The 21,934-nt window shown below is 35.1% G+C and carries 19 protein-coding genes; 17 read left to right on the top strand and 2 right to left on the bottom strand.

What is annotated here, in order from left to right; translation table 11 throughout:
* Positions 1-68 precede the first annotated feature (68 nt).
* Together B7E05_RS03775 and B7E05_RS03780 are read left to right on the top strand one after the other, a co-directional pair.
* Positions 69-1,358 carry a CapA family protein gene (locus B7E05_RS03775; RefSeq protein ID WP_080876205.1) on the top strand — a complete coding sequence of 430 codons (1,290 nt, stop codon included), beginning with the start codon at positions 69-71 and terminating at the stop codon, positions 1,356-1,358.
* A 47-nt stretch (positions 1,359-1,405) separates the two neighbouring features.
* Positions 1,406-2,836 (top strand): aspartate ammonia-lyase, encoded by a 1,431-nt coding sequence (locus B7E05_RS03780; protein ID WP_080872631.1) that lies wholly within the window; start codon positions 1,406-1,408, stop codon positions 2,834-2,836.
* A 148-nt stretch (positions 2,837-2,984) separates the two neighbouring features.
* Here B7E05_RS03780 and B7E05_RS22025 read toward each other — a convergent pair whose 3' ends face one another.
* The gene (locus B7E05_RS22025) at positions 2,985-3,134 is read right to left on the bottom strand and encodes a hypothetical protein (RefSeq protein ID WP_179134448.1); all 150 of its coding nucleotides are present in this window, start codon (positions 3,132-3,134) and stop codon (positions 2,985-2,987) included.
* Between the two features lie 417 nt (positions 3,135-3,551).
* Here B7E05_RS22025 and B7E05_RS03785 point away from each other — a divergent pair, with 417 nt between their 5' ends.
* The 15 genes from B7E05_RS03785 to B7E05_RS03855 all read left to right on the top strand — a co-directional run bounded on the left by B7E05_RS03785 (position 3,552) and on the right by B7E05_RS03855 (position 20,236).
* The gene (locus B7E05_RS03785) at positions 3,552-4,109 is read left to right on the top strand and encodes a glycerol-3-phosphate responsive antiterminator (RefSeq protein ID WP_080872633.1); all 558 of its coding nucleotides are present in this window, start codon (positions 3,552-3,554) and stop codon (positions 4,107-4,109) included.
* Entirely contained in the window at positions 4,069-5,115 is a 1,047-nt protein-coding gene (locus tag B7E05_RS03790; protein WP_218672691.1) for a class I fructose-bisphosphate aldolase, read from the top strand. The genes B7E05_RS03785 and B7E05_RS03790 overlap by 41 nt, the downstream gene beginning before the upstream one ends.
* Positions 5,116-5,250: 135 nt before the next feature.
* On the top strand, positions 5,251-6,081 hold the full coding sequence (locus B7E05_RS03795; protein WP_080872635.1) for a sugar phosphate isomerase/epimerase family protein: 831 nt from the start codon (positions 5,251-5,253) through the stop codon (positions 6,079-6,081).
* Positions 6,078-6,977, top strand: a complete 900-nt coding sequence (locus B7E05_RS03800) for a sugar phosphate isomerase/epimerase family protein (protein ID WP_080872636.1) — start codon at positions 6,078-6,080, stop codon at positions 6,975-6,977. The genes B7E05_RS03795 and B7E05_RS03800 overlap by 4 nt, the downstream gene beginning before the upstream one ends.
* A 54-nt stretch (positions 6,978-7,031) precedes the next feature.
* Entirely contained in the window at positions 7,032-8,339 is a 1,308-nt protein-coding gene (locus tag B7E05_RS03805; RefSeq protein WP_080872638.1) for an MFS transporter, read from the top strand.
* A 175-nt stretch (positions 8,340-8,514) separates the two neighbouring features.
* A complete protein-coding gene (locus tag B7E05_RS22030; RefSeq protein WP_342744974.1) occupies positions 8,515-9,537 on the top strand; it encodes a dihydroxyacetone kinase subunit DhaK in 1,023 nt (340 codons plus the stop codon).
* Complete coding sequence (gene dhaL / locus B7E05_RS22035) at positions 9,530-10,186, top strand: dihydroxyacetone kinase subunit DhaL (protein WP_245832947.1); 657 nt, start codon at positions 9,530-9,532, stop codon at positions 10,184-10,186. The genes B7E05_RS22030 and dhaL overlap by 8 nt, the downstream gene beginning before the upstream one ends.
* Before the next feature lie 1,134 nt (positions 10,187-11,320).
* On the top strand, positions 11,321-11,986 hold the full coding sequence (locus tag B7E05_RS03820; protein WP_080872642.1) for a helix-turn-helix transcriptional regulator: 666 nt from the start codon (positions 11,321-11,323) through the stop codon (positions 11,984-11,986).
* 52 nt (positions 11,987-12,038) lie between these two features.
* The gene (locus B7E05_RS03825) at positions 12,039-12,407 is read left to right on the top strand and encodes a RidA family protein (protein ID WP_179134449.1); all 369 of its coding nucleotides are present in this window, start codon (positions 12,039-12,041) and stop codon (positions 12,405-12,407) included.
* A gap of 431 nt (positions 12,408-12,838) precedes the next feature.
* Positions 12,839-13,597, top strand: coding sequence for an SDR family NAD(P)-dependent oxidoreductase (locus B7E05_RS03830; protein WP_080872646.1), 759 nt, complete (start codon positions 12,839-12,841; stop codon positions 13,595-13,597).
* Between the two features lie 62 nt (positions 13,598-13,659).
* A complete protein-coding gene (locus B7E05_RS03835) occupies positions 13,660-15,126 on the top strand; it encodes an NCS1 family nucleobase:cation symporter-1 (RefSeq protein WP_080872648.1) in 1,467 nt (488 codons plus the stop codon).
* A 134-nt stretch (positions 15,127-15,260) separates the two neighbouring features.
* A complete protein-coding gene (locus tag B7E05_RS03840; protein ID WP_080872650.1) occupies positions 15,261-16,490 on the top strand; it encodes a M20 family metallo-hydrolase in 1,230 nt (409 codons plus the stop codon).
* 17 nt (positions 16,491-16,507) lie between these two features.
* Positions 16,508-17,878, top strand: a complete 1,371-nt coding sequence (gene hydA, locus B7E05_RS03845; RefSeq protein ID WP_080872652.1) for a dihydropyrimidinase — start codon at positions 16,508-16,510, stop codon at positions 17,876-17,878.
* Positions 17,879-17,897: 19 nt separating this feature from the next.
* Positions 17,898-18,806 (top strand): NAD-dependent epimerase/dehydratase family protein, encoded by a 909-nt coding sequence (locus B7E05_RS03850; RefSeq protein WP_080872654.1) that lies wholly within the window; start codon positions 17,898-17,900, stop codon positions 18,804-18,806.
* Positions 18,807-19,063: 257 nt separating this feature from the next.
* The gene (locus B7E05_RS03855) at positions 19,064-20,236 is read left to right on the top strand and encodes an ROK family transcriptional regulator (RefSeq protein WP_080872656.1); all 1,173 of its coding nucleotides are present in this window, start codon (positions 19,064-19,066) and stop codon (positions 20,234-20,236) included.
* A 653-nt stretch (positions 20,237-20,889) separates the two neighbouring features.
* Here B7E05_RS03855 and B7E05_RS03865 read toward each other — a convergent pair.
* Complete coding sequence (locus tag B7E05_RS03865) at positions 20,890-21,927, bottom strand: aldose epimerase family protein (RefSeq protein WP_080872660.1); 1,038 nt, start codon at positions 21,925-21,927, stop codon at positions 20,890-20,892.
* Positions 21,928-21,934 lie beyond the last annotated feature (7 nt).

Raw genomic sequence — 21,934 nt, forward strand, 5'->3', positions numbered from 1 at the left:
GTTCGTTCCCTGTCCGTCCTGATGAATAAAAGTTTGAAAAGAGGTGACGGAAGTTGGAAATAGACAAGATGACGATTGCTGCTACTGGTGACAGTTTTATTACTAGAAGATTACCGTCGTATTCAGGACATTCTTTTCAACGGATTTCGCAACTGTTACAAAATGCTGATGTGCGTTTTACAAATCTTGAGGTAACAACCCATCAAATGGAGGGGTACCCTTCAGCTGTAAGTGGTGGAACATGGGCAATGGCAGCACCGGAAGTATTGCATGATCTGAAGGCATATGGGTTTAACCTGTATGCGTGGGCGAATAATCATACGATGGATTATTCACAAGGAGGTTTATTGGCAACCAAAAGGTATTTGAACAAACATGGATTAGTTCATGGTGGAGTTGGGGAAAATCTGGCAGAAGCCAGTTCACCCAAATATCTTGAAACTTCTTCTGGCAGAGTTGCTTTGATCAGTGCAACCTCTACATTTCACGAATCATGGCGGGCAGGAGAACAGCGCCCTGATATGATTGGACGTCCTGGCGTTAACCCATTGCGATACAGTACGACACATTATGTTACAAAACCGGAAATGAAAAAACTTCAAGAAATTGCGGACAGCACATTTATCAATGCTGATCATAATTTAGCGGTTAAAGAAGGTTTCGAGATTGATGAAAAGGATGAATTTTCTTTTGGCCCTTTACGTTTTATAGTTGGAGAATCTCGAAGAAAAGAAACGAAACCTTTTCCGTCTGACATGAAGCGATTAGAAAACGCTATACTTGAGGCGCGTCGACAGGCTGACGTTGTAATTGTTAGTATTCATTCGCATGAAATGAAAGAGGAGAACAAAGCATTGCCTGCACAATTTTTAGAGATGGCAGCAAGGAATTGCATTGATAGTGGTGCAGATACAGTTATTGGTCATGGTCCTCATATATTGCGAGGAATTGAGGTGTATCAAGAGAAGCCTATTTTTTATAGTCTGGGAAATTTCATTTTTCATAATGAAACCGTATCAGCTCTTCCTGCAGATTTTTATGAAAAATATAATCTGAATTATCAACATAATGTGGCAGATGCTTTGGATCAAAGAAGTGATAACAACACAAAAGGGCTGGGAGCAAACCCTTTTGTATGGGAATCTGTTATTGCTGAATGGGACATAAAGGAAAAAAAGGTAACAAACATTCGTCTCCATCCAATAGAACTTGGATTTGACTTACCAAGATATAGAAAAGGTTGGCCGGAGCTTTCAAATGAGAATAGCGATCGTATTTTAAAAAACCTGCAGAAATTGAGTAAACCGTACGGAACAACGATTGAAATAAAGGATGGAGTAGGAATCATTCGTTTTTGAAGCATTATAAAAATAATAGCTTAGTAATTATATAGGAAGTGCATTTAATGGAGAAAACATATTTTAGAATGGAAAAAGACGCTTTAGGTCAAAAAGCTGTGCCTCAAGATGTATACTATGGAGTACAAACCGTACGTGCTCTTGAAAACTTTCCTATCACTGAAATTCCCATTCATAAAGAGTTGATTCTGGCGCTTGCAGAAGTGAAAAAGGCGGCAGCAATCGCCAATATGGAAACAAATATGTTGTCCCAAAAGATTGGAAGGGCCATTGTAAGTGCGGCCGATAAGGTAATCGATGGGAAATATTCCGACCAATTCATCGTCGATTCCATTCAAGGGGGAGCAGGTACCTCTATAAATATGAATATGAATGAAGTTTTGGCTAATATTGCTTTGGAAATGTTAGGACGGGATAGAGGAGACTATGATTTCTGTTCTCCCAATACGCACGTTAACATGTCACAATCCACGAATGATACGATACCAACTGCTTTTAAAATTGCTTCTTACCGCATGACACAAGAATTGGTAACAATTATGACTACGCTAAAAAAAGAACTGATGCGGAAAGAAACGGAATTCCAGCACGTGATGAAAATGGGACGGACCCACCTTCAGGATGCAATTCCCATACGTTTAAGCCAAGAATTTGGTGCCTATTCAGAAGTCGTCGGAAGGGATATTCACAGAATAGAACAGGCTGCAGAGGAAATGCGGATGATTAATTTAGGTGCAACTGCTGTTGGGACAGGTCTTAATGCCAAAACGGAATATGTAGAAAAGGTTGTTACGCAATTATCCGCACAGCTTGGTGTGAAATTTTGCTCGGTAAAGAATTTAGTCGATGGAACACAGAATACGGATGCATATACAACACTTTCATCGGTTTTGAAAGTGTCGGCGATGAATTTGTCCAAAGTTTGTAACGATATTCGCTTAATGGCATCTGGACCAACGACAGGGTTTCAAGAGATTAAGCTTCCTGTCAAGCAGCCCGGTTCGTCCATTATGCCGGGGAAAGTGAATCCCGTCATGATTGAAGTGGTAAATCAAGTAGCGTTTCAGGTCGCAGGCAATGATCAATCGATTTGCATGGCCTCCGAAGCAGGGCAATTTGAATTAAATGTGATGGGACCTGTCATGATTTTTAACCTGTTGCAATCATTAAAAATCATGAAAAACGGCCTGGATGTATTCACTCGTTATGCAGTCAGCGGAATCGAAGCTAATATACAGCGTTGCCGAGAGTATGTGGAAGAAAGTTATGGCATTATCACAGCATTGAATCCACATTTAGGATATGAAACAGCTGCAAATGTAGTCAAGCAGGCTATAGAAACAGGACTGACAATCAAAGAAATTTGCAGGGCGCATAAACTTTTACCCGAGGAGGAATTGGACATTATTTTGAATCCTAGTGAGATGACGACACCGGGGATTGCGGGAAGTGAGTTTTTGATGAATAAACAGGTGTAAATAAAAGGTAAATAGCTGTTTCTGACCCGTTAGTATGTAACAATTACATACTAACGGGTCAGTTTGGAAGATGATTCAATTGGAGTGAAAGTTCAGCGATAACAAAAGGAATATGGAATTACTGTGATTATCTGTTTTCTTCTCTTTATCAAGGGACGGGTTTTCTTTTCAAACCAATGCAGCCATAGATAAGTCGGTTTTCTATAAAGCTTCCTTTAACCAGCCAATAATACGGAGTAATGTCTTTTCGCTCTGTATTTTTAATTGTTTGAATTCTATCTTCATCTGTATTTTGCATTACACGCTCTACCCCAATATAAATTTAGAGCCGCTTTTATAGTCGTTCCGTTAAGGGGGCGGCTACTCCCTCGCAAGTTCGCCCTTGACAGAATACCCTTGAAAAAGAAACAATAAAGCAAGATGGATTGTCTCAAAAAATGGTCTCTGCCCCCTTTTTGCCCTCTTAAGCACTTCTAGCTTTCAAAAGCAGATACCTCTTAGTTGGTTCTGTCCCATTTTAAAAATATTTAATTTGTGTCTTGATAATAGGAGCCAGCTTACCTAAATGAAAATAATATAAAAGATAACGTAAATATCATTGAATTTCAGACACAATAAGAGGAGGAATAATTTCGGAGTGGCTAGTAATTTATTTCATTTATAATTGCAAGTCTTTATATTACCAAATTAATTAAATTTATTTTAGGGGTGTTTTTTGATTAAATCAGAATCAGAGTTTCACATCATACCTTCCATAGTCGATTTAAAACAGTTGTCTCTTGCGCTAAAGTTAGATCTTGAGTATATTTTATTGTCAGATACGCATATAGGTAACTTAAAGAGTTTAGTGGAAATTTGCCATCAGTCGAATAAAAAAGTAATAGTAAATATAGATCTTGTTGGAGGATTGAATCCAGATAATGTGGGTATAAAATTATTAAAACAACAATTTAAAGTGGATGTTGTTATTGGAAGAGGGACTTCTAAAATTAATTTAGCGAAATCAGTTGGATTAACAACAGTCCAACATATTATATTAGAAGATTCTCTTTCTCTTAAATCTTCTTTAAAATTTATAGAAGACTCGAAAACGGATATGGTAGAATTAAGACCTGCATATTACGGAATAAAATATATTGATAAATTTAAAGAAATTCGTGATGTTCCATATATTTTAAGTGGATTTCTTGATAGTAAAGAAATGATTGAACAAGCAAAAGAATCGGGTTTTTATGGTGCGACAACAAGTGCTAGTGAACTATGGAATATATAAAAATTACGAAACGCTTACAAAAGCTATTGACATTTATAAAATTCTTAATTATTATAAATCTATAAAACAAAATAGAAATAAAGGGTTTGTGTGTAGAGAATCCCTCATGAAGCTGTTGTCAAATGTTAATTTGACAGGTTTTGTGGGGGATTTTTTGTATTTTACGAAAGAAAATAGCGGAAGAGGTGTAGGAATGTTGAAAGAAAGAAGGATGTCAAAATTATTTTCAGAGAATGGGAAATCTATTACGTTAGCATTAGATGGTTATTACTTTTCCACTAAAACTAGCGGAGTTGATAAAACAATTTCAATTCTTCCGGAACTAATTCAAAATGGTTTGAATGCTGTCATTGTAACTTACGGTATGGCGAAAATGTATGAACAATCATTTTTAGACTTAGGTGTAATAGTGCGAGCTGACCTTTCAACTAATATTTTTGAAAATACAGTTCCTTATACGACAGAACTTCTGTCAGTAGAAGATACAGTTAGGTTGGCAGCAGACGGACTTGTGTCAATGACATTTCCGGGAGCGGAAAATGAAGCCAATTCCCATAAAATTGCATGGAAGATTGCAAAGGACTCAGACTACTGGAATGTTCCATTTATGTGTGAGACGCTTCCATACAGTTACCATATAACTGTACCTGAATCTCATCAAGTGGAAACCCTTGCATCAGCAGCAAGAATTGGAACAGAGCTTGGGGCGGATATCATCAAAACAAGATTAACTGGTCATCCAAGAGACCGGGAAATAATTGAATCAGCAAAGAAACCTGTCCTTGTTTTAGGGGGATCGGAAACAACTGAAATCTATAATTACTTTCAATATGCAAAACATTGTATGAATGTAGGTGCTAAAGGAGTTGCTGTGGGTAGAAAAATAACGCTCGATCCAAGTCCGGTCGGCGTGGTTGCAGGCTTAAACACAATTATTCATAAAAATGGCACAGTAGATGAAGCATATGAAGTCTATCAATCCTTTACAGAAAAAGTAGTAACTTAAACATTCTCTCATTGTTTAAGAAATCAGAATTTAACTATACACACAAATCAAAACGAACATTTTGTTTAATGATTCAGAACCATCCAATAAAATACAGTAATATCAATAAACAATAAATTAATTGGAGGAATTGTGATGAGTATTAAATTTGGCTGTCATACTTCAACCTGGGTATTGGATTATGATAAAGAAGTAGATGTTATTGATCATATAATTGATGTCGTAAGTAATTCAGGTTTCAAAGGACTTGATATTCAAGCTCCTTTATTAGGGAAATATAAAGATAATCCTGAATTATTTAAAGAAAAATTAGAAAGTAAAGGAGTAGAATTAGCTGCTATTACGGTACCATTTAATTGGGATGGTGATGAGGAATCTATTGAAGAAAAAGAAAAAGCAGATTTCTATATTGATTTTTTGAAAAATTTCCCCGGTGCAATAATGAATCTGCCATCAAGAGTTGGGCCTAATAGAGATAATTTACTGGTTAGGCAAAAGCAAATTATCAAAAGTGCGAATGCTGTTGGTAAACGAGCATTTAATAATGGTGTCATTGCATCGTTTCACCCGGCGTCACCACAAACATCCTATTTTAGAACAGCTGATGATTATAAGGTGTTATTTGAAGGGTTAGATACAGATTACATTGGCTATACACCTGATTGCGGACATATTAAAGCAGGAGGTATGGAACCTTTTGATATAGTAAAAGACAATCTCTCTATTATTCGTCATGTTCATTTTAAAGATTGCTCCAATAAATATGAATGGAAAAAGATGGGTACTGGCGATATTGATTATCCTGCTATTGTTCAATTTCTGTATAACAATGGGTATAATGGCTGGATTATGGTAGAGGAAGAAACAGAAGAAACAAAAACAAATCCGGACGGCTGTATTCATAATATCTATAAGTATTTTGAGGAAAATGTTATTCCGATTGTAAAGGGTGTGAAACAATCATGAATAATTATTTTATTCCTTCCCTATTAATTGCGGAAACGTATTTTCCTGTAAAGGATGAAAGAGGCTTTACAGCGGATATTATTGAAAAATCAACAGCTGAGGGTTTTTACCAATCTTTTGAAATTGGTGATATACAAAATAAAGAAGAGAGAAAAAGAATATTGTCAATGAAGGAAAAAAATGATGTTGTAATTACAGAGTGGTTGACATTCTTAATTGACAGAAATCAACTTGATGTTTCTTCATTAGATCAAAAATTGAGATTACAAACTGTACAGCAATTAAAGGATAATATTTATTTAGCCGCTGAATGTGGCGCTTCTAACATTGCTTTTATTACTGGTCCTGACCCTGGATCAGAACGAAGAAAAAAAGGCATGGATGGTCTTTTTGAAAGCCTTTGCTCTATTTGTGAAGAAGCAGAAAAATATAATATCACTGTTTTAGTTGAACATCTGGATAGAATTGCAGACAAAAAAAGAATCCTAGGGCCAATTGATGAAACAGTACAATTATTATTAAGAGTCAAAGAAAATTATCAAAATATTGGCCTTGCATTTGATACTGCTCACTCAGCACTCAATGGCGAAAATATCCTAGAAGCCATTGAAGAAGGAAGTCAGTTGATTCAACAAATTCACTTTTCAAATGCAGTATTGGATCCATTAAATGAATTATATGGTGATAATCATATGCCAATTGGTTCGCCTGGTTTTTTAAATAACGAAAAAATATTTGAAATATTACAAAAAGCGGAAGAGCTTGATATGAATAAAGAATTTGGAATGCGCGTTGCAATTGAAGCCAGGACACCTAGCAAGGAAAAATTAGAAGAAAGTGCAGAAAACGTAAAAAATTTATTAGATAATGCACTTAATCTAGTTAATTATAAGTAAATCGTTCATTAAAATAAATACTAAAAATTTAAATAATAGAAAAGAGGGAAATACATGAGTATAAATTCCGTGCCTTTATCAGCAGGCACTACTCCAAAACCGAAAGGGAAGCTTCGTAATACTGTAGTTATTTGGCTGTTAATAATTGGTATGATTAACTATTTGGATCGTTCTATTTTATCCATTGCAGCTCCTGAAATGATGAATGATTTAAAGTTTACAGCAACTGATATTGGTTTGTTAGGTACGGCATTTTCATGGGCATATGCCATCGGACAGCTGCCTACTGGTTGGCTGATAGATAAAGTTGGGCCTAAAAAGATGTTAGGGATTGGTGTTATTGTTTGGAGTTTCGCAACTTTCTTTGGCGGTTTAGTTAGTGCACTTTGGGTATTTGTTTTACTAAGGATAATACTTGGAGTTGGTGAAGCACCTTGTTTCCCTTCAGCAGCAAAAATTACAAGTAAATGGTATCCGAAGAAAGAGCGGGGACTTATTTCTGGAATTTGGGATTCTTCAACAAAATGGGGACCAGCAATTGCACCTCCCATTTTAGTATTTATCATGGCTACATTTGGCTGGAGAGAATTGTTTTATTTTGCTGGGTTATTAGGTATTGTTTATGGCGCTGTATTTCTTAAATTCTATCATGATCCTGAAAAAAGTAAGCGGTTATCGAAAGAGGAATATGAATATATTAAACAAGATGATAAAGCCGAGAATTTAAACGATGTTTCAAATATAAACTGGTTTTCCTTATTTAAATATCGCAGTGTTTGGGGAATGATTTTAGGTTATTTCTGTACGATTTGGACTTGGAATATTTTCTTAGTATTCTTACCGCTTTATTTATTAGATAAATTTAATGTGTCGTTTGCAACGTTAGGCCTCATGGCAAGTATTCCTTGGATTGGAGGGGGTCTTGGAAATATTATTGGCGGTTATACAACGAAAAAGATGTCAGAATCAGGGAAGTTTTCTCCGATGAAAGCGAAACAAATTGTTATTGCTATTTGTGCAATTATGTCAGCGATTGCGGTTGTTGTTATTCCATTTGTTGATACGCTGGGATTAACTGTTACACTATTGACAATTGCTTTATTCTTTATTTCCTCCATTACTGGGAATGCTTGGGCATTAGCATCTGACGTTGCCCCGTCCTCAATGGTTGCTTCTGTCGGATCTATCCAAAACTTTGGAGGTTACTTTGGAGGAGCGTTTTCACCTATCGCTGCCGGTATAATTGTTGATGTTACAGGTTCTTATTCATTAGCATTTGTTAGCGGCGGTATTATTGCAGGATGCGCAGCTCTATTCTATTTCTTTGTTGTAAAAAAACCAATTAAAGAGGCAATGGCTTAATCAAAGAAGTTTGATAGTGATATGCATAAAGACAATTCGGAATGTAGTTAATAGAATATGTTCTTCTTGGTTAAACTATCCATTTAAATTATTAAAATTCTCTTTGGGAATCGGAATGTATTGTATTATTAAACTTATTATTTTCAGTTAATTAAACTGCTTAGGAGGGACTTGAATGATGATCAAAAAAATTATTAACAATCCTAGTAATGTTGTTGAAGAAATGCTTGAAGGTTTTCTTATTGCTAACAAAGAATATGAAAAAGTTGAAGGGGTTACTGGGATTGTCCGAAAAGAGTTAAAGGATAAAGTAGGTGTTTTAGTTGGAGGCGGTAGTGGCCATGAACCGTTGTTTTTAGATTTGATTGGTGAAGGTTTAGCGGATGGAATAGCTTTAGGAAACGTTTTTGCAGCACCAACTCCAAATACCATTGTTGAGGTTGCGAAAAAAATAGATTCTGGTAAAGGAGTAATCTTTGTTTATGGTAATTATGAAGGAGATATTCTTAACTTTGATATGGCTGCAGAATTGTTAGAATTTGAAGGAATTGAAACGAAAACGGTAAGAGTAAGTGATGATGTTGCATCTGCACCAGAAGACAGAAAAGAAGACCGAAGAGGTGTTGCTGGAGATATTTTCATTATGAAAATAGCGGGTGCTGCTGCGGAAGAAAGTCTTTCGTTAAATGAAGTATTTAGAATCACTCAAAAAGCAAACGATTACGCATTATCAATGGGAGTTGCTTTGTCTCCAGGAACGATTCCAGGTGCTACTGAACCACCCTTCCTCATTGCTGATGATGAAATTGAAGTAGGTTTGGGGGTTCATGGTGAGCCTGGAATTGAAACAAGAAAAATAATGCCTGCCGATGAGCTTGTTAATTTAATGATGGATAGAATTTTAAGTGAAAGGAAACTCGGCAAAGGTAAAGAAGTAGCTGTTTTGGTCAATGGTCTTGGTTCAACAACAATAATGGAATTATTAATTGTTAATCGAAGAGTAGCCCAACTTCTCCAAGAAAAACACATTACAATTCATGATATGGATGTAAATAGTTATATTACAACACAAGAAATGGCTGGATTCTCTATTACGTTATTGGAATTGGATGAAGAATTAAAAGCATACTATGATGCCTCAGCTATTTCTCCTTATTATGTAAAATTACCAAAGAAAGAAGTGGATGAAAATGCATAGAACTGAACAATTAACACGTTTATCACCCTCTAATGTAAAAGATATGTTCATCTATGCTGGGCAAAAGGTACAAGAAAATAAGCCGTTTTTAACAAAGATTGATAGTGCAATTGGTGATGGCGATCATGGCATAGGTATGAGTGTAGGATTTTCAAAAGCTGAAGAAAACTTAAGTGGAAAAGAATTTCAAACGGTAAATGAAGTATTTAAAACAATAGGTATGTCCATGATTACATCAATGGGCGGTGCTTCAGGTGTAATCTTTGGAACATTGTTTATCGGTGGAATTAAAGGGTTAGATAATAGGGAAACGCTAGATTTAGAAATGCTAACTGAAATATTCAAAGGTTCTCTAAACGCAATAAAAGAACGTGGTAAGGCAGAATTAGGAGATAAAACAATGATTGATGCCCTTCAACCAGCTGTTAAAGCACTACATGAAAGTGTATCTTCTAACCAATGTTTTAGTGAAGGTCTTAAAAATGCAGAAAATAGTGCGGCACAAGGGGTTGAAAATACTAAGAACTATTCAGCTAAGTTTGGACGTGCTAAAGCTCTTGGGGAACGAGCTATTGGCCACCAAGATGCTGGTGCAACAACAGTTTGGATTATTTTCAAATCCATGCGTGAATGGGTAGAAAATAATTAAAAGATAATCATATAGATTAAGAGGGGGAGAATTGCAAATACAACAGAAAAGATACAAGGCTTTATTCTCTCCGTATCCTGTTATATGTAAAGAAAATGGTGAACTTGATAAAATAGGGATGGCTAATTTGAAAGGTTTTTGATCAGTGCAGGTGTCATCAGAATGAAATATCATCTAGGGTTTTATAAGTCTGAATGACTGTAAAGCCCTTTTTGAATCATTTAAACTGAAATTGGTGACTCAATAATGTTTTGGAAAAATGACTAATATGCAAAAAATAAAGATAAGGGTGAAATCCCTCCATTTATAATGAAGTGGACTATTTATACTTATTGATATTATTGGGGCAGATCCAAATACTGATGATAATGGTGTAATGCACTTATTAAGTTCAGGACAATTATCCGTAATTCTAATGGCTTTTACTATAACGATAAACAAAATAGATAATATATCTGATAACTTTTTCTAGGTTAACCTTTTAGCAAGATGTTTACCTTATATCGATAGTTGTAGTCAATACCACAAATATAGCTATAAAATTAATCAGCCAAGATATTACTGGAGGAGAACTGGGTAATAAAATAACAGAGCTTGTTAGTATGCTAACAAGCTCTGTTAAGCTATAAATTTATTCTACTTCAAACAAATAGGATGTATGGTGATGGTATACTTCACCAGGATGCAACATAATATCAGAAACCCCTTACGATATGGAGAAATCTTAAGGGGGTTTTTGTATTGTATAAAATCAATAGCGTTACATAAATAGAAACAGCATATTCGGTAAAATAGGTTCCAGTAATTTTCACTAATAATCTTACTTTATTCTTGCACAGGTTGTAAAAACTCCAATAACTTTCTATATGTGGTTAATCTCTTTAATAGTTTGCACTTAAATGATTGACGTAATATATGAAAATGATGTTACCAAAAGAATTTTGATAACTACAAAATCCGGGATTGTATCCAATTATGCAAAAATTTTTATAGATTCAAGTGGGGAGCCATTAAACAAAATAAAATACGAGGCATAAAAACGAAATGTTAGCAAGTAGCTAAAAAAAATATTGACAAGCTAAAAAAAATTAATTAGCATATAGTTATAGATATTCAAAGATAAGGAGTTTAAAAATGGAACATATTAATGATGAGATTGATTTTCTAACTTCCATTGTAAAAGGTATTTCTAAACAGTTTGGGAGTCAATGCGAGGTAGTACTTTTAGATTTAACGCAGTACGAGCAATATGGAAGCGGTTTAATCGTTTTGATTGAAAACGGGTATGTAACAGGGAGAAAAGTTGGTGATTCAGGAACAAATATAGGGCTGGAAGTCTTAAGAGGGACAAACAGAGAAGGGGATAAACACAATTATCTGACAAAAACCAAAGACGGAAGAATGTTAAGGTCGTCTACAATGTATATCCGAAATAGCAAAGGAAATCCTATAGGTTGCATATGTATAAACTTTGATATCACAAGCTTTATGATGGCAGAAACCGCTATTAAAGAATTTACAGATTTAAATAAAATCAACACTGATGTAAAAGAAGTATTCGTTAATAATGTAAATGACGTTTTAGCAATCTTGATTCAAGAAGCCCAAAATCATGTGGATAAACCGGTGGCACATATGACTAAAGAAGATAAAATGAAAGGAATAAAGTATCTTGACCAAAAAGGGGCTTTTTTAATTCAAAAATCAGGAGATAAAATCTGTGAATACTTTAGTATATCAAAATACACGCTTTATAATTATCTAGATACAGTCCGTAATGAGCAGGGGCAGGGGATGTGAACCAAATAAAGGCAAGCTATTTAGAAAAATATATTCGAAGGAGAGATTGATTATGAAGCAAGTTATAAATACAAACATGGCGCCAGTGCCAGGTGGACATTTTTCACAAGGAATTAAAATGAATAATAGGGTCTATGTTGCAGGGCAACCGCCTGTTGATCCTGAAACAGGAAAGGTTCCAGAAACTGTAGAGGAGCAGACAAGAATAGCTCTAACAAATATTAAGAATGTCTTAGAAGCAGCAGGTGCTAAATTAGAAGATGTTGTTAAAGTTAATACATATTTAACTAATGTGGAAGACTTTAAAAAATATGATAAAATCTATCAGGAGTTTTTCACTGATAATTTACCTGTCAGAACCACAATTGGTTGTGATCTAAAGGGTATACCTTTAGAAATAGATGCTATTGCAGAATTATAATATATAAATTTATAGACTTCGATGCGAAGTTAAGTTGAGTAGACCGAATATTCAATTAAATGAGTCATATTTAAATATAAAGCCAAAATTTTTAATTTTGGTAAAACTATAAGCATGATAAATATATCTCAATTAGATCCATTTTCAATTCTAATATCCAAGAATATCGTGAGTGTCCAACAGTAAATATAATTCACACTTTTCATCATAAAGAAGTAAAACACAGTTGATTTAATATGGAGCTTTTTCGATCGTGAGTCAAGAGTAAAGCTGTCAAACGGTTAATAATATTGGCTCATGGTCAGGCCTCATGTTCATAAATCCATATATGACCTCTTTCTAGATTCTCTTAGTGAATTATGAAAAAGCATTAAGTTATAAAAGATTAAGAAAAATTATTTTAAACTTACAATACAAGGAAGTGGATGAGAGTGAAATTAAAAAATAAAGTAGCAGTTATAACTGGAGCAGGGCCTGGTGGAGGCATTGGTTATACTATAGCAACAACATTTCTTCAAGAAGGGGCAAAGGTATCGTTAAATTACTTGGCTAGAAATTTTGAAGAAAAGAAAGCGTTTAAAAATGAAATGAATAAATATGGAGACAATGTGTTTATAACAGAGGGGGATATTACTAAAGAAGAAACTTCAGAGAAATTGATATCCAATACAATAGAAAAGTATGGGAAAATTGACATCTTAGTAAACAGTGCCGGTATTTCTACTCCTGCCTTACTTCAAGACATGTCAGTATCTAATTGGGATCGTATGTTAGATGTTAATTTGAAAAGTGTTTTTCTTACTACAAGACTAGTGGTACCAACAATGATTTCCAATGGATTTGGCAGAATAATAAATATTTCTTCACAAGTAGGTCAAAAAGGTAGCGTTGAACATTGTCATTATGCAGCAGCTAAAGCTGGAGTTATAGCTTTTACCAAGTCAGTTGCTATGGAATTAGGGGAATATGGTATAACAGCCAATTGTATTGCACCAGGACCAATTGAAACACAATTAATGGGAGAGGTAAGCGAAAAATGGAGAAGAGAAAAAATACAAGAATTAGTGATACCGCGTCTGGGAAAAGTTGAAGAAGTCGCACCTACCGCTGTCTTTTTAGCTTCAAGTCCAGATGGAAATTTATACACTGGTCAAACATTAGGTCCTAATAATGGCGATGTGATGCTATAAAATGAACATCTTTAAATATACGAAATAATGAAAGCGTTTATAAATGGGGGGGGAGTGGGGAAATGAGTGATGAAAAAAAACTAATTAATGGAGTTAACCCAAATCTATCTTTATATAATTCCGATCTTGCTCCGGTCGAAGGTGAAAATAAAAATTGGACATGGTGGAATTTTTCAGCTATGTGGATGGGGATTGTTGCCAACATAGTAGCATGGGAAGTAGCTGCTAATTTAATTGCAGTTGGAATGAGTTTTTGGCAAGCTCTTGCTTGTGTATCCAGTGCATATTTTATAGCTTTTATAGCTATTTTACTCAATAGTTTTTCAGGAGCAAAATATGGAGTCCCTTTTCCGGTTTTGATTAGGGCAAGCTTTGGTACAAAAGGAGCACAGATTCCTGTTTTTTTAAGAGCAGGACTGGGGGTTTTCTGGTTTGGAGTCCATATGTATATAAGTAGTATGGCTGTTAATGTGATTCTCAGTTCTACTTTCCATGGGTGGGCAAATTTAGGTGAAACGAGTATTTTAGGTTTAGGGTTAAATGAATTTATTGCTCTAGTCGCCAGTTTTTTTATTCATGCTTATGTAATTAAAAATGGGATGGGTAGAATTAGGAGATTTGAAGGGTGGGCAGGCCCTTTAATAATGGTTATTTCTATTGCTTTAGTTTTTTGGGCATTAAATGCTACAGGAGGAATTGGAAATATAGTATCAACATCTTCTACTGTTTCAGGGGTTGAATTTTGGTCAGCGTTTTTCATAGGAATGACTGCACTTCTCGGTACAGTAGCCACCTTAATGTTAAATATATCTGATATAACCAAACATTCAAGCAGTCAAAAGGATCATATAATTGGGCAAGGTATAGGTATGCCTATCATGTTTATCCTTTTCTCTTTAATGGCTTTAATTACTACTTTTGGAACTATAAGTGCGTATGGAGAACCTATTACTAACCCTATATACGTTTTAGCTGAATTCGACAATCCTGTTATTGTTATTGTAGGTGCAATTGCAATATTTGTTGCCACGCTTTCTACAAATATTGCCACCAATGGTGTCGCAGTAGGATATGATTTAACCAATTTGTTACCAAAAAAATTAAATTTCCAAAGGTCTGGATTTATTGCTTTAGCGATAGGCGCTATATCAGCTCCTTGGCTGTGGTATGAAGAAGGCGGAGCCATGGATGTAGTACTGGGAGCTATCGGTTCAATAATGGCACCAGTGCTTGGTATTATGTTGGTTGACTTTCTTATAATACGTCGTTTTGAATACGACTTAAGTAGTTTGTATAGACATGATGGGGTATACGGTAAATGGAATAAAAATAGCTTTATAGCACTGGGAATAGGTATATTAGCTGCTTTTGTAGGGCTCATAATACCCCAGTTAAATTATTTATATGATTTTAATTGGTTTATAGGAGTTGGAGTTTCAGCGATTGCTTATTTAGTCATTATGTGGTCTAAGAGGGCAAGCAATGGTAAATCATTAAATTCCTATGATGAGAGTAGGAAGCATTCATAAGATACCTACTTATAAGGTAAACTAGAATACTTCTATTGAGAATTATTTTATCAAAGTAGTTGTATCGGAAATATCTTTGATAATTAATATTTATAATATAGAAAAACGTATTAAATAAAGGGAGTTATGTATATATGATTAGCAAGGATAGATTAGAAGAAAGAATAGAATCTTTAGCTCAAATTGGGAAATCGAAGGACGGTGGCGTAAGTAGAATTGCTTTAACTCGAGAATATAGACAAGGTCTAGATTTAATTAGTGAATGGATGCAAGAGGCAGGAATGGAAGTTCGATTAGATCAAGCGGGAAACTTAATTGGCAGAAAGGAAGGAACAGTTCCTGAAACAAAGGCTATTGCATTAGGTTCTCATATAGATTCTGTAGGGAATGGTGGAAAGTATGATGGTACTGTTGGTGTTATTGGAGGAATTGAAGTTGTTCAGCATTTAAAGGAAGAAGGTATCTCTAACAAACGGCCAATAGAAATAATGGCTTTCTGCGAAGAGGAAGGTTCAAGATTTCAATCTGGTGGAGTTTTTGGTAGTAGAGCGATGGCTGGTAAATTAACAAAAGAAGATCTGCAAGTAACTGATAGCAATGGTGAAACTAGGTATGAAGTATTGAAAAACTTTGGGTTAGGCCCAGATAATATTGGTAATGCAATAAGAAATAAGGAAGAGTTTGATTTATATCTAGAAATGCATATTGAACAAGGACCTATTCTGATTCGGGAAGATGTCCCAGTCGGTATTGTAACTGCTATTACTGGTTTATCTTTAACCGAGGTAATTTTTGAGGGAGAACCAAATCATGTAGGTGGTACTCCAATGGATTTACGTTATGATGCTTTATTAGGTGCTAGTGAAACAGCTCTAGCAGTAGAGGAAATTGTTAATCAATACGGAGGTGACGCAGTAGGAACAGCTGCCACAATGGATGTTACACCGAGCCAAGTAAATATTATTCCGGGTAAAGTTTCCACTGTTATTGATATTCGTGATACAGATTTAGAGAGACGAGAAAAAATCATAAAAGTATTAGAAACGAAGGTACAGGAAATATGTAATAGAAGAAAATTGAAATATCAGTTTTCTACTAAGTTAAAAGCTAATCCGGCAAAGTCTGCATCCCATATATTAGAAACAATGAGAAGGGGAAGTAATGAACTTAGCATTAAAACTTTTGAAATGCCGAGTGGCGGGGGGCATGATGCCCAACTAATGGCAGAAATTACTGATATGGGTATGATATTTGTCCGTTCTGAAAACGGAAGCCATAACCCTGAGGAATTTGCATCAGCAGAAGATATTAAATTAGGTGTAGATTTATTAGCGAATACAGCTATTCATTATATCAACAGATAAATACGGGAGGATTAAATATGTCTATAATTATAAAAAACGGAATATTAGTTACAGCTTCTGAAGTCTCCCAAAGAGATTTAAAAATAGATAATGGAAAAATAAGTATGATATCTAGCCAGATTAATGGTGAAAAAAATGATACTATTATCGATGCAACGAACAAATATATACTTCCTGGTTTAATTGATCCACATACTCACCTTGGTATTGAAGGAACTTTGGATGATTTCGAAACTGGTACTAACGCAGCAGCATCTGGTGGGGTAACCACAATTATAAACTTTACAGATCCGGATAATTCACAAACATTCTTAGAAGATTTGAGGGAGTGGAAGAATAAAGCTAAAAATTCTTTAATAGATTACGGTTTTCATTCAATTATAAATAAATGTAATTCAGACGTACTAGAGCAGATTTCTAAATTACCAGATGAAGGAGTAACATCAATAAAACTGTTTATGGCATACAAAGAAAATATGGTAAATGATAAGGAATTATATTTACTAATGAATGCAGCGAAAAAGGCGGGGATAGTAACCAATATCCATGCTGAAAATGGTGTTGTGATAGACCAACTTATTGAAGAAGCATTAAACAAAAATAACACAAAACCAATTTATCATGCTTATACTAGACCTCCTGAGATGGAGGCTGAAGCAACAGCAAGAGCTTTACGAATTGCCGAAATTACAGAAGCCCCAACTTATATTGTTCATATATCTTGCGAAGAGGCATTGAAAGAATTTATTCATGCAAAGGAAAGAGGAGTCAATGCATTTGGAGAAACCTGTCCTCAATATTTAGTTTTGGATGAGGATTATTTAAAAAAAGAAGATAAGGAGGCAGTTAAATATATCTGCTCTCCCCCATTGAGGACAAAAAAAGATCAAGATACACTTTGGAATAAAATTAAATCAGGGTCGATTTCTACCATTGGTTCTGATCATTCTTCACATCCGTATGTAAACGGAAAGGAAAACGGTATAAATAACTTTACTAAAGCTCCAAATGGACTGCCAGGTATAGAAAGTACACTTTTATTACTTTATCATTACGGAGTTTGTGAAGAAAGGATTTCCTTGTCTAAACTTGTTGAGGTAACAAGCCAAAATCCAGCTGAAATTTTTGGATTGTACCCTCAGAAAGGAAGTATCAATATAGGTAGTGATGGCGATATAGTTATTTTTGATCCAAACAAATCTACCGTTCTCACTAAGGAATCCCAGAAACAAGGAACCGAATATAATGTATATGAAGGTATGAAGGTACAAGGTTATATAGATTATGTTTTATCCAGAGGAGAAGTTATTGTTAAAGATAAAAAGGTTATTGGAAAACCAGGTCGCGGAAATTATTTATATCGGGATAAATTTAATGCGAGGTCTTAAAAAAGGGAGACTATAAAAAATGAATGTCTTAGTAACTGGCAGTAATGGATTAATTGGACGCCATTTGGTAGAATTTTTACTATACAAAAACATACGTGTTATTGGCTTTGATATTACCCTTCCTGAGAAGAGGTTTTCACAGTCTCACCACTTTACTTTTGAACAGGGCAATGTTGATGATTTTTCACGTGTTGTATCAGTAATAAAAAAATATAAAATAGATAGAATTATACACGGTGGCGGGATATCACATCCAAAAGAATCTGAAGAATTCCCTAACAAGATAATCAATGCCAATATAGTTGGGACTTCAAATGTATTTGAGGCCGGAAGACTTTCCAAAGTAAAACAAATTGTATACTTAAGTTCGGCAGCTGTCTATGGAAATCGTAAAACTATTAATTTTACTGAAAGTGCAGTTCCCGAACCAAATACTATATATGGTGTAACTAAATTAACTGGAGAACATTTAGCTAAGGTTTATTATGAAAAATACGGGATAAATACAACCTCATTCAGGATTCCTTTTGTCTATGGACCTGGGCGGGCAACGCACGATCCAATTAAGTTTATACTAGAAAAAGCATTAAATGGCGAAAATATAATAGAAGAAACAGGTATGGATCAAAGATTAGAATATATTTATGTTAAGGACGTTGTAGATGCTATCTGGTTAACTTTAAATAGTAAAAACGCAAATGGTTTAATATTAAATATTGGAACTGAAAAGTTAAAGAGCACTAGAGAAATAATAGATGTAATGGAGAAATTATTTCCTAATATAGTATTTGATTTGGGATCAGGTGGTTTTGGGTATGATGAAACTTCACCGCTTGATTGTACGAAAGCAAAAGAAGTACTAAATTTCATATCTTCCTACTCAATTGTTGAGGGGATAAATGAATATTATGATTTCCTTAAGAGATAAACTATATAGGAACTGGGACAAAACTAGCTAAAAATAAAGAAAAGAGGAATTTCGCATCGAGTATTGATATGAAATTCCTCTTTTTTAATTCATTTATATGCGGTCGTCTGCTTCTTACATTTTATGGTGACCAGAAATTCATCCATTGTCGTATATTTAATTCTCCTTTGTTCCTTATTTAATTATCATTAATTAAATTAATTAATGATAATGTGATATAATATGCATAAAGATAAAGGAAGAATGGAGGAACATCCATGCAACGTGGTTCATTTCAGTTAATGAAATCAGTAAATAAATCAAATATACTAAACAAAATTCGTACATCAGAGCCTATTTCTCGTGCTCAAATTGCAAAAGAGACGAAGTTAACTCCTCCTACGGTCAGTAGTATTGTGAAAGAGTTGATTGAACAAGGTCTTGTAAGAGAAAGTAATCTTGGTGAATCGAAAGGCGGACGTAAGCCAACAATGCTCCATATCAATAATGATGGTTTTTATGTAATTGGAGTAGATGCAGGACCGGAAACTGTGGAATGTATTCTAGCAGATTTATCGGGAGAAATTTATGAAAGAACTTTTAGTAAGCTTAAAAAGCCGATAACAAATAATCAGTTTATTACGATTTTAAAAGAAAATATCTATAAAATTTTAAAGACATCAACAACAAAACCAGATAAAATTATCGGTATTGGTGTAGCCATGCATGGTGTGGTTGATGTTGAGACGGGAACTTCGTTAAACGCTCCAAATTTGAATTTGAAAAATATTCCAATCAAAACTAGACTTGAAGAGGAATTTAATCTTACGATAAAAGTTGAAAATGACGCTAGGGCAATGGCATTAGGAGAGTCATGGTTTGGTGGACATGGGGATTTGGATAGTATGGTTGCTGTTAATATAGGGCGTGGCGTAGGTTCTGGAATGGTCGTCAATGGGAAACTATATCATGGTGACCAGGATATAGCGGGTGAAATTGGACATATGACAATTGATATACATGGAAAAGTATGTGAGTGTGGGAATCGGGGCTGTTTCCAAACTTTTGTAAGTGGAGAAGGCGTTGCTGAACGGGCAAGAAAAAAGGTACAAGATATAGATGTTTCTGATACATTAACTGGCAAGAAAGTATTTGAATTAGCACAAACCGGAAATGACACTTATATCGATATCCTAAAGGAAACAGGGACGATTATCGGTATTGGCTTAACGAATTTAATCCATTTATTTAATCCAAGCAAAATTGTATTGGGTGGTGGAGTGATGAAGAGTGAGAAATTCATTTTACCTATGATTAAGCAGGCAATAGAAGAGCGTGCACTGACGCCAAAAGCAAAAGAGACTGAAGTAGCGATAACAAGCCTTGGCGAGGATGCTACATTATTAGGTGCGGTGTCGTTGTTATTGGTGGAGTTATTTGAAGCAGTTTAGAAAAGAGCTGGACTTGCAGGTTCAGCTCTTTTCTTGTGAGTAACAGTACATAAGCGAAACTATACAAGGATATCGTTGCGTGTTAAGTCCATTGATTTCCAAAATTTACTTTCATCAATTAAATGAACTGATGACAGAACGTGGGCATCGTATCGTACGCTTTGCGGATGATTTCATTATCTTGTGTAAAAGCCAAAAAGGCGCGGATAGAGTGAATGCGCAGTGTCACCAAATTTCTGGAAAAGAATTTAGAGGTTACAGTCAATCAAGAGAAAACCAAGGTGGTTTATGCATGGAAAGGTGAAGTCTAAATTCAGAGAATGGGACAGTTGGATGAGAAAAAGGCTACGAATGGATCAATTAAGAAGTTGGCGTCACGTTAAAAAACCTCCATCGTCTCTTAAGAAAGAGAGGATGGAGGGAAGAAAACCTGAGAGGAATTCGCATGTTTGCATGACGTAGTTCGAAAAGTCCTATGGCCCATGCGGTATTAGATAATGAATTCTTCTCTGAACTTGATTTAGTTAGTCTTGTATCTGTTTATGATGAACGTTATTTCTAAAAGAAATATATGGGAGAAACCATATGCGTAGACCTACACGTATGCGCTCTGTGAGAGGCATAGTCAGTAATGGCGACACCTACTCGGATTTCTATTTATCTGTTCCAAACGAAAAAACAGTTTGTCGATTATAGGTTTCCCCAGCCTTCAAGATGATATCTGGAAATTCTTTATGAAGTAAGGATATGGGAGATGCTTGTGTTTCAAAACAAACGCCTAGATATTTCCTGCTTGAACCTTCTTTCAACGTTAAATCATTTCCCAAACTATTTCCCGTATACATTACCACTCCAGGCTGATTTGTTTCAATTGTTAAGACCCTCCCAGTATCCGTATCTTTTACATGAATTGAATCTTCAGTATTATCATCAAAGATAAAATAGTGATCATACCCATGCCCAACGATTTCATTTTGCAAGGACTTATTAGATAATCCTTCTTTTAGCGAACGACCATGTCGAAAATCAAAAAGGCTTCCCTCAACATCCATTACTTTTCCAGTTGGAATTAATTCTTCATCCAGTTCAATAAATGAATTACAATTCATCGTAACCTGATGACTGTGTACAGTATTCTTTAAATTACCGCTTAAATTAAAATACGTATGATTTGTCAATGTTACAGGGGTTGATTGGTCACTACTAGCATAATAGTCGATAATAAGTTGATTGTCGTTATTCAGCGTATACGTAACAACAACCACCAAGTTCCCAGGATAATCTCCCTCGCCATCGGGCACCTTAATGGAAAGTTTTAAGCCTATCGTATTTTCTGTATGAAAAGGATACACATTCCATATCTTTTGATGAAAGCCTTGCGTTCCACCGTGAAGATGATTTTCTCCTTCATTTGCACCTAAGGAATAGGTTTTGCCATTTAGTTCAAATGAAGCACCTGAAATTCTTCCAGCGACCCTACCAATAAGTGCCCCAAAATAATTGGTATCCGTAACGTAATTCTCATAGCAATCATACGCTAGGACAACATTTTCTAATTTTCCTTCACGATCTGGAACCATGATTTTAGTAATTCTTCCTCCATAATTAAGGATACTAATTTTCATTCCGTGACCGTTTTCTAATGTATATTCTGTCCATTTCCCTAATACTTCTTCGGAGTTCAGTTTCATCCATTCA

The organism is Oceanobacillus timonensis (assembly GCF_900166635.1).
In the GTDB taxonomy this organism is placed as follows: Bacteria; Bacillota; Bacilli; order Bacillales; family Amphibacillaceae; genus Oceanobacillus; species Oceanobacillus timonensis.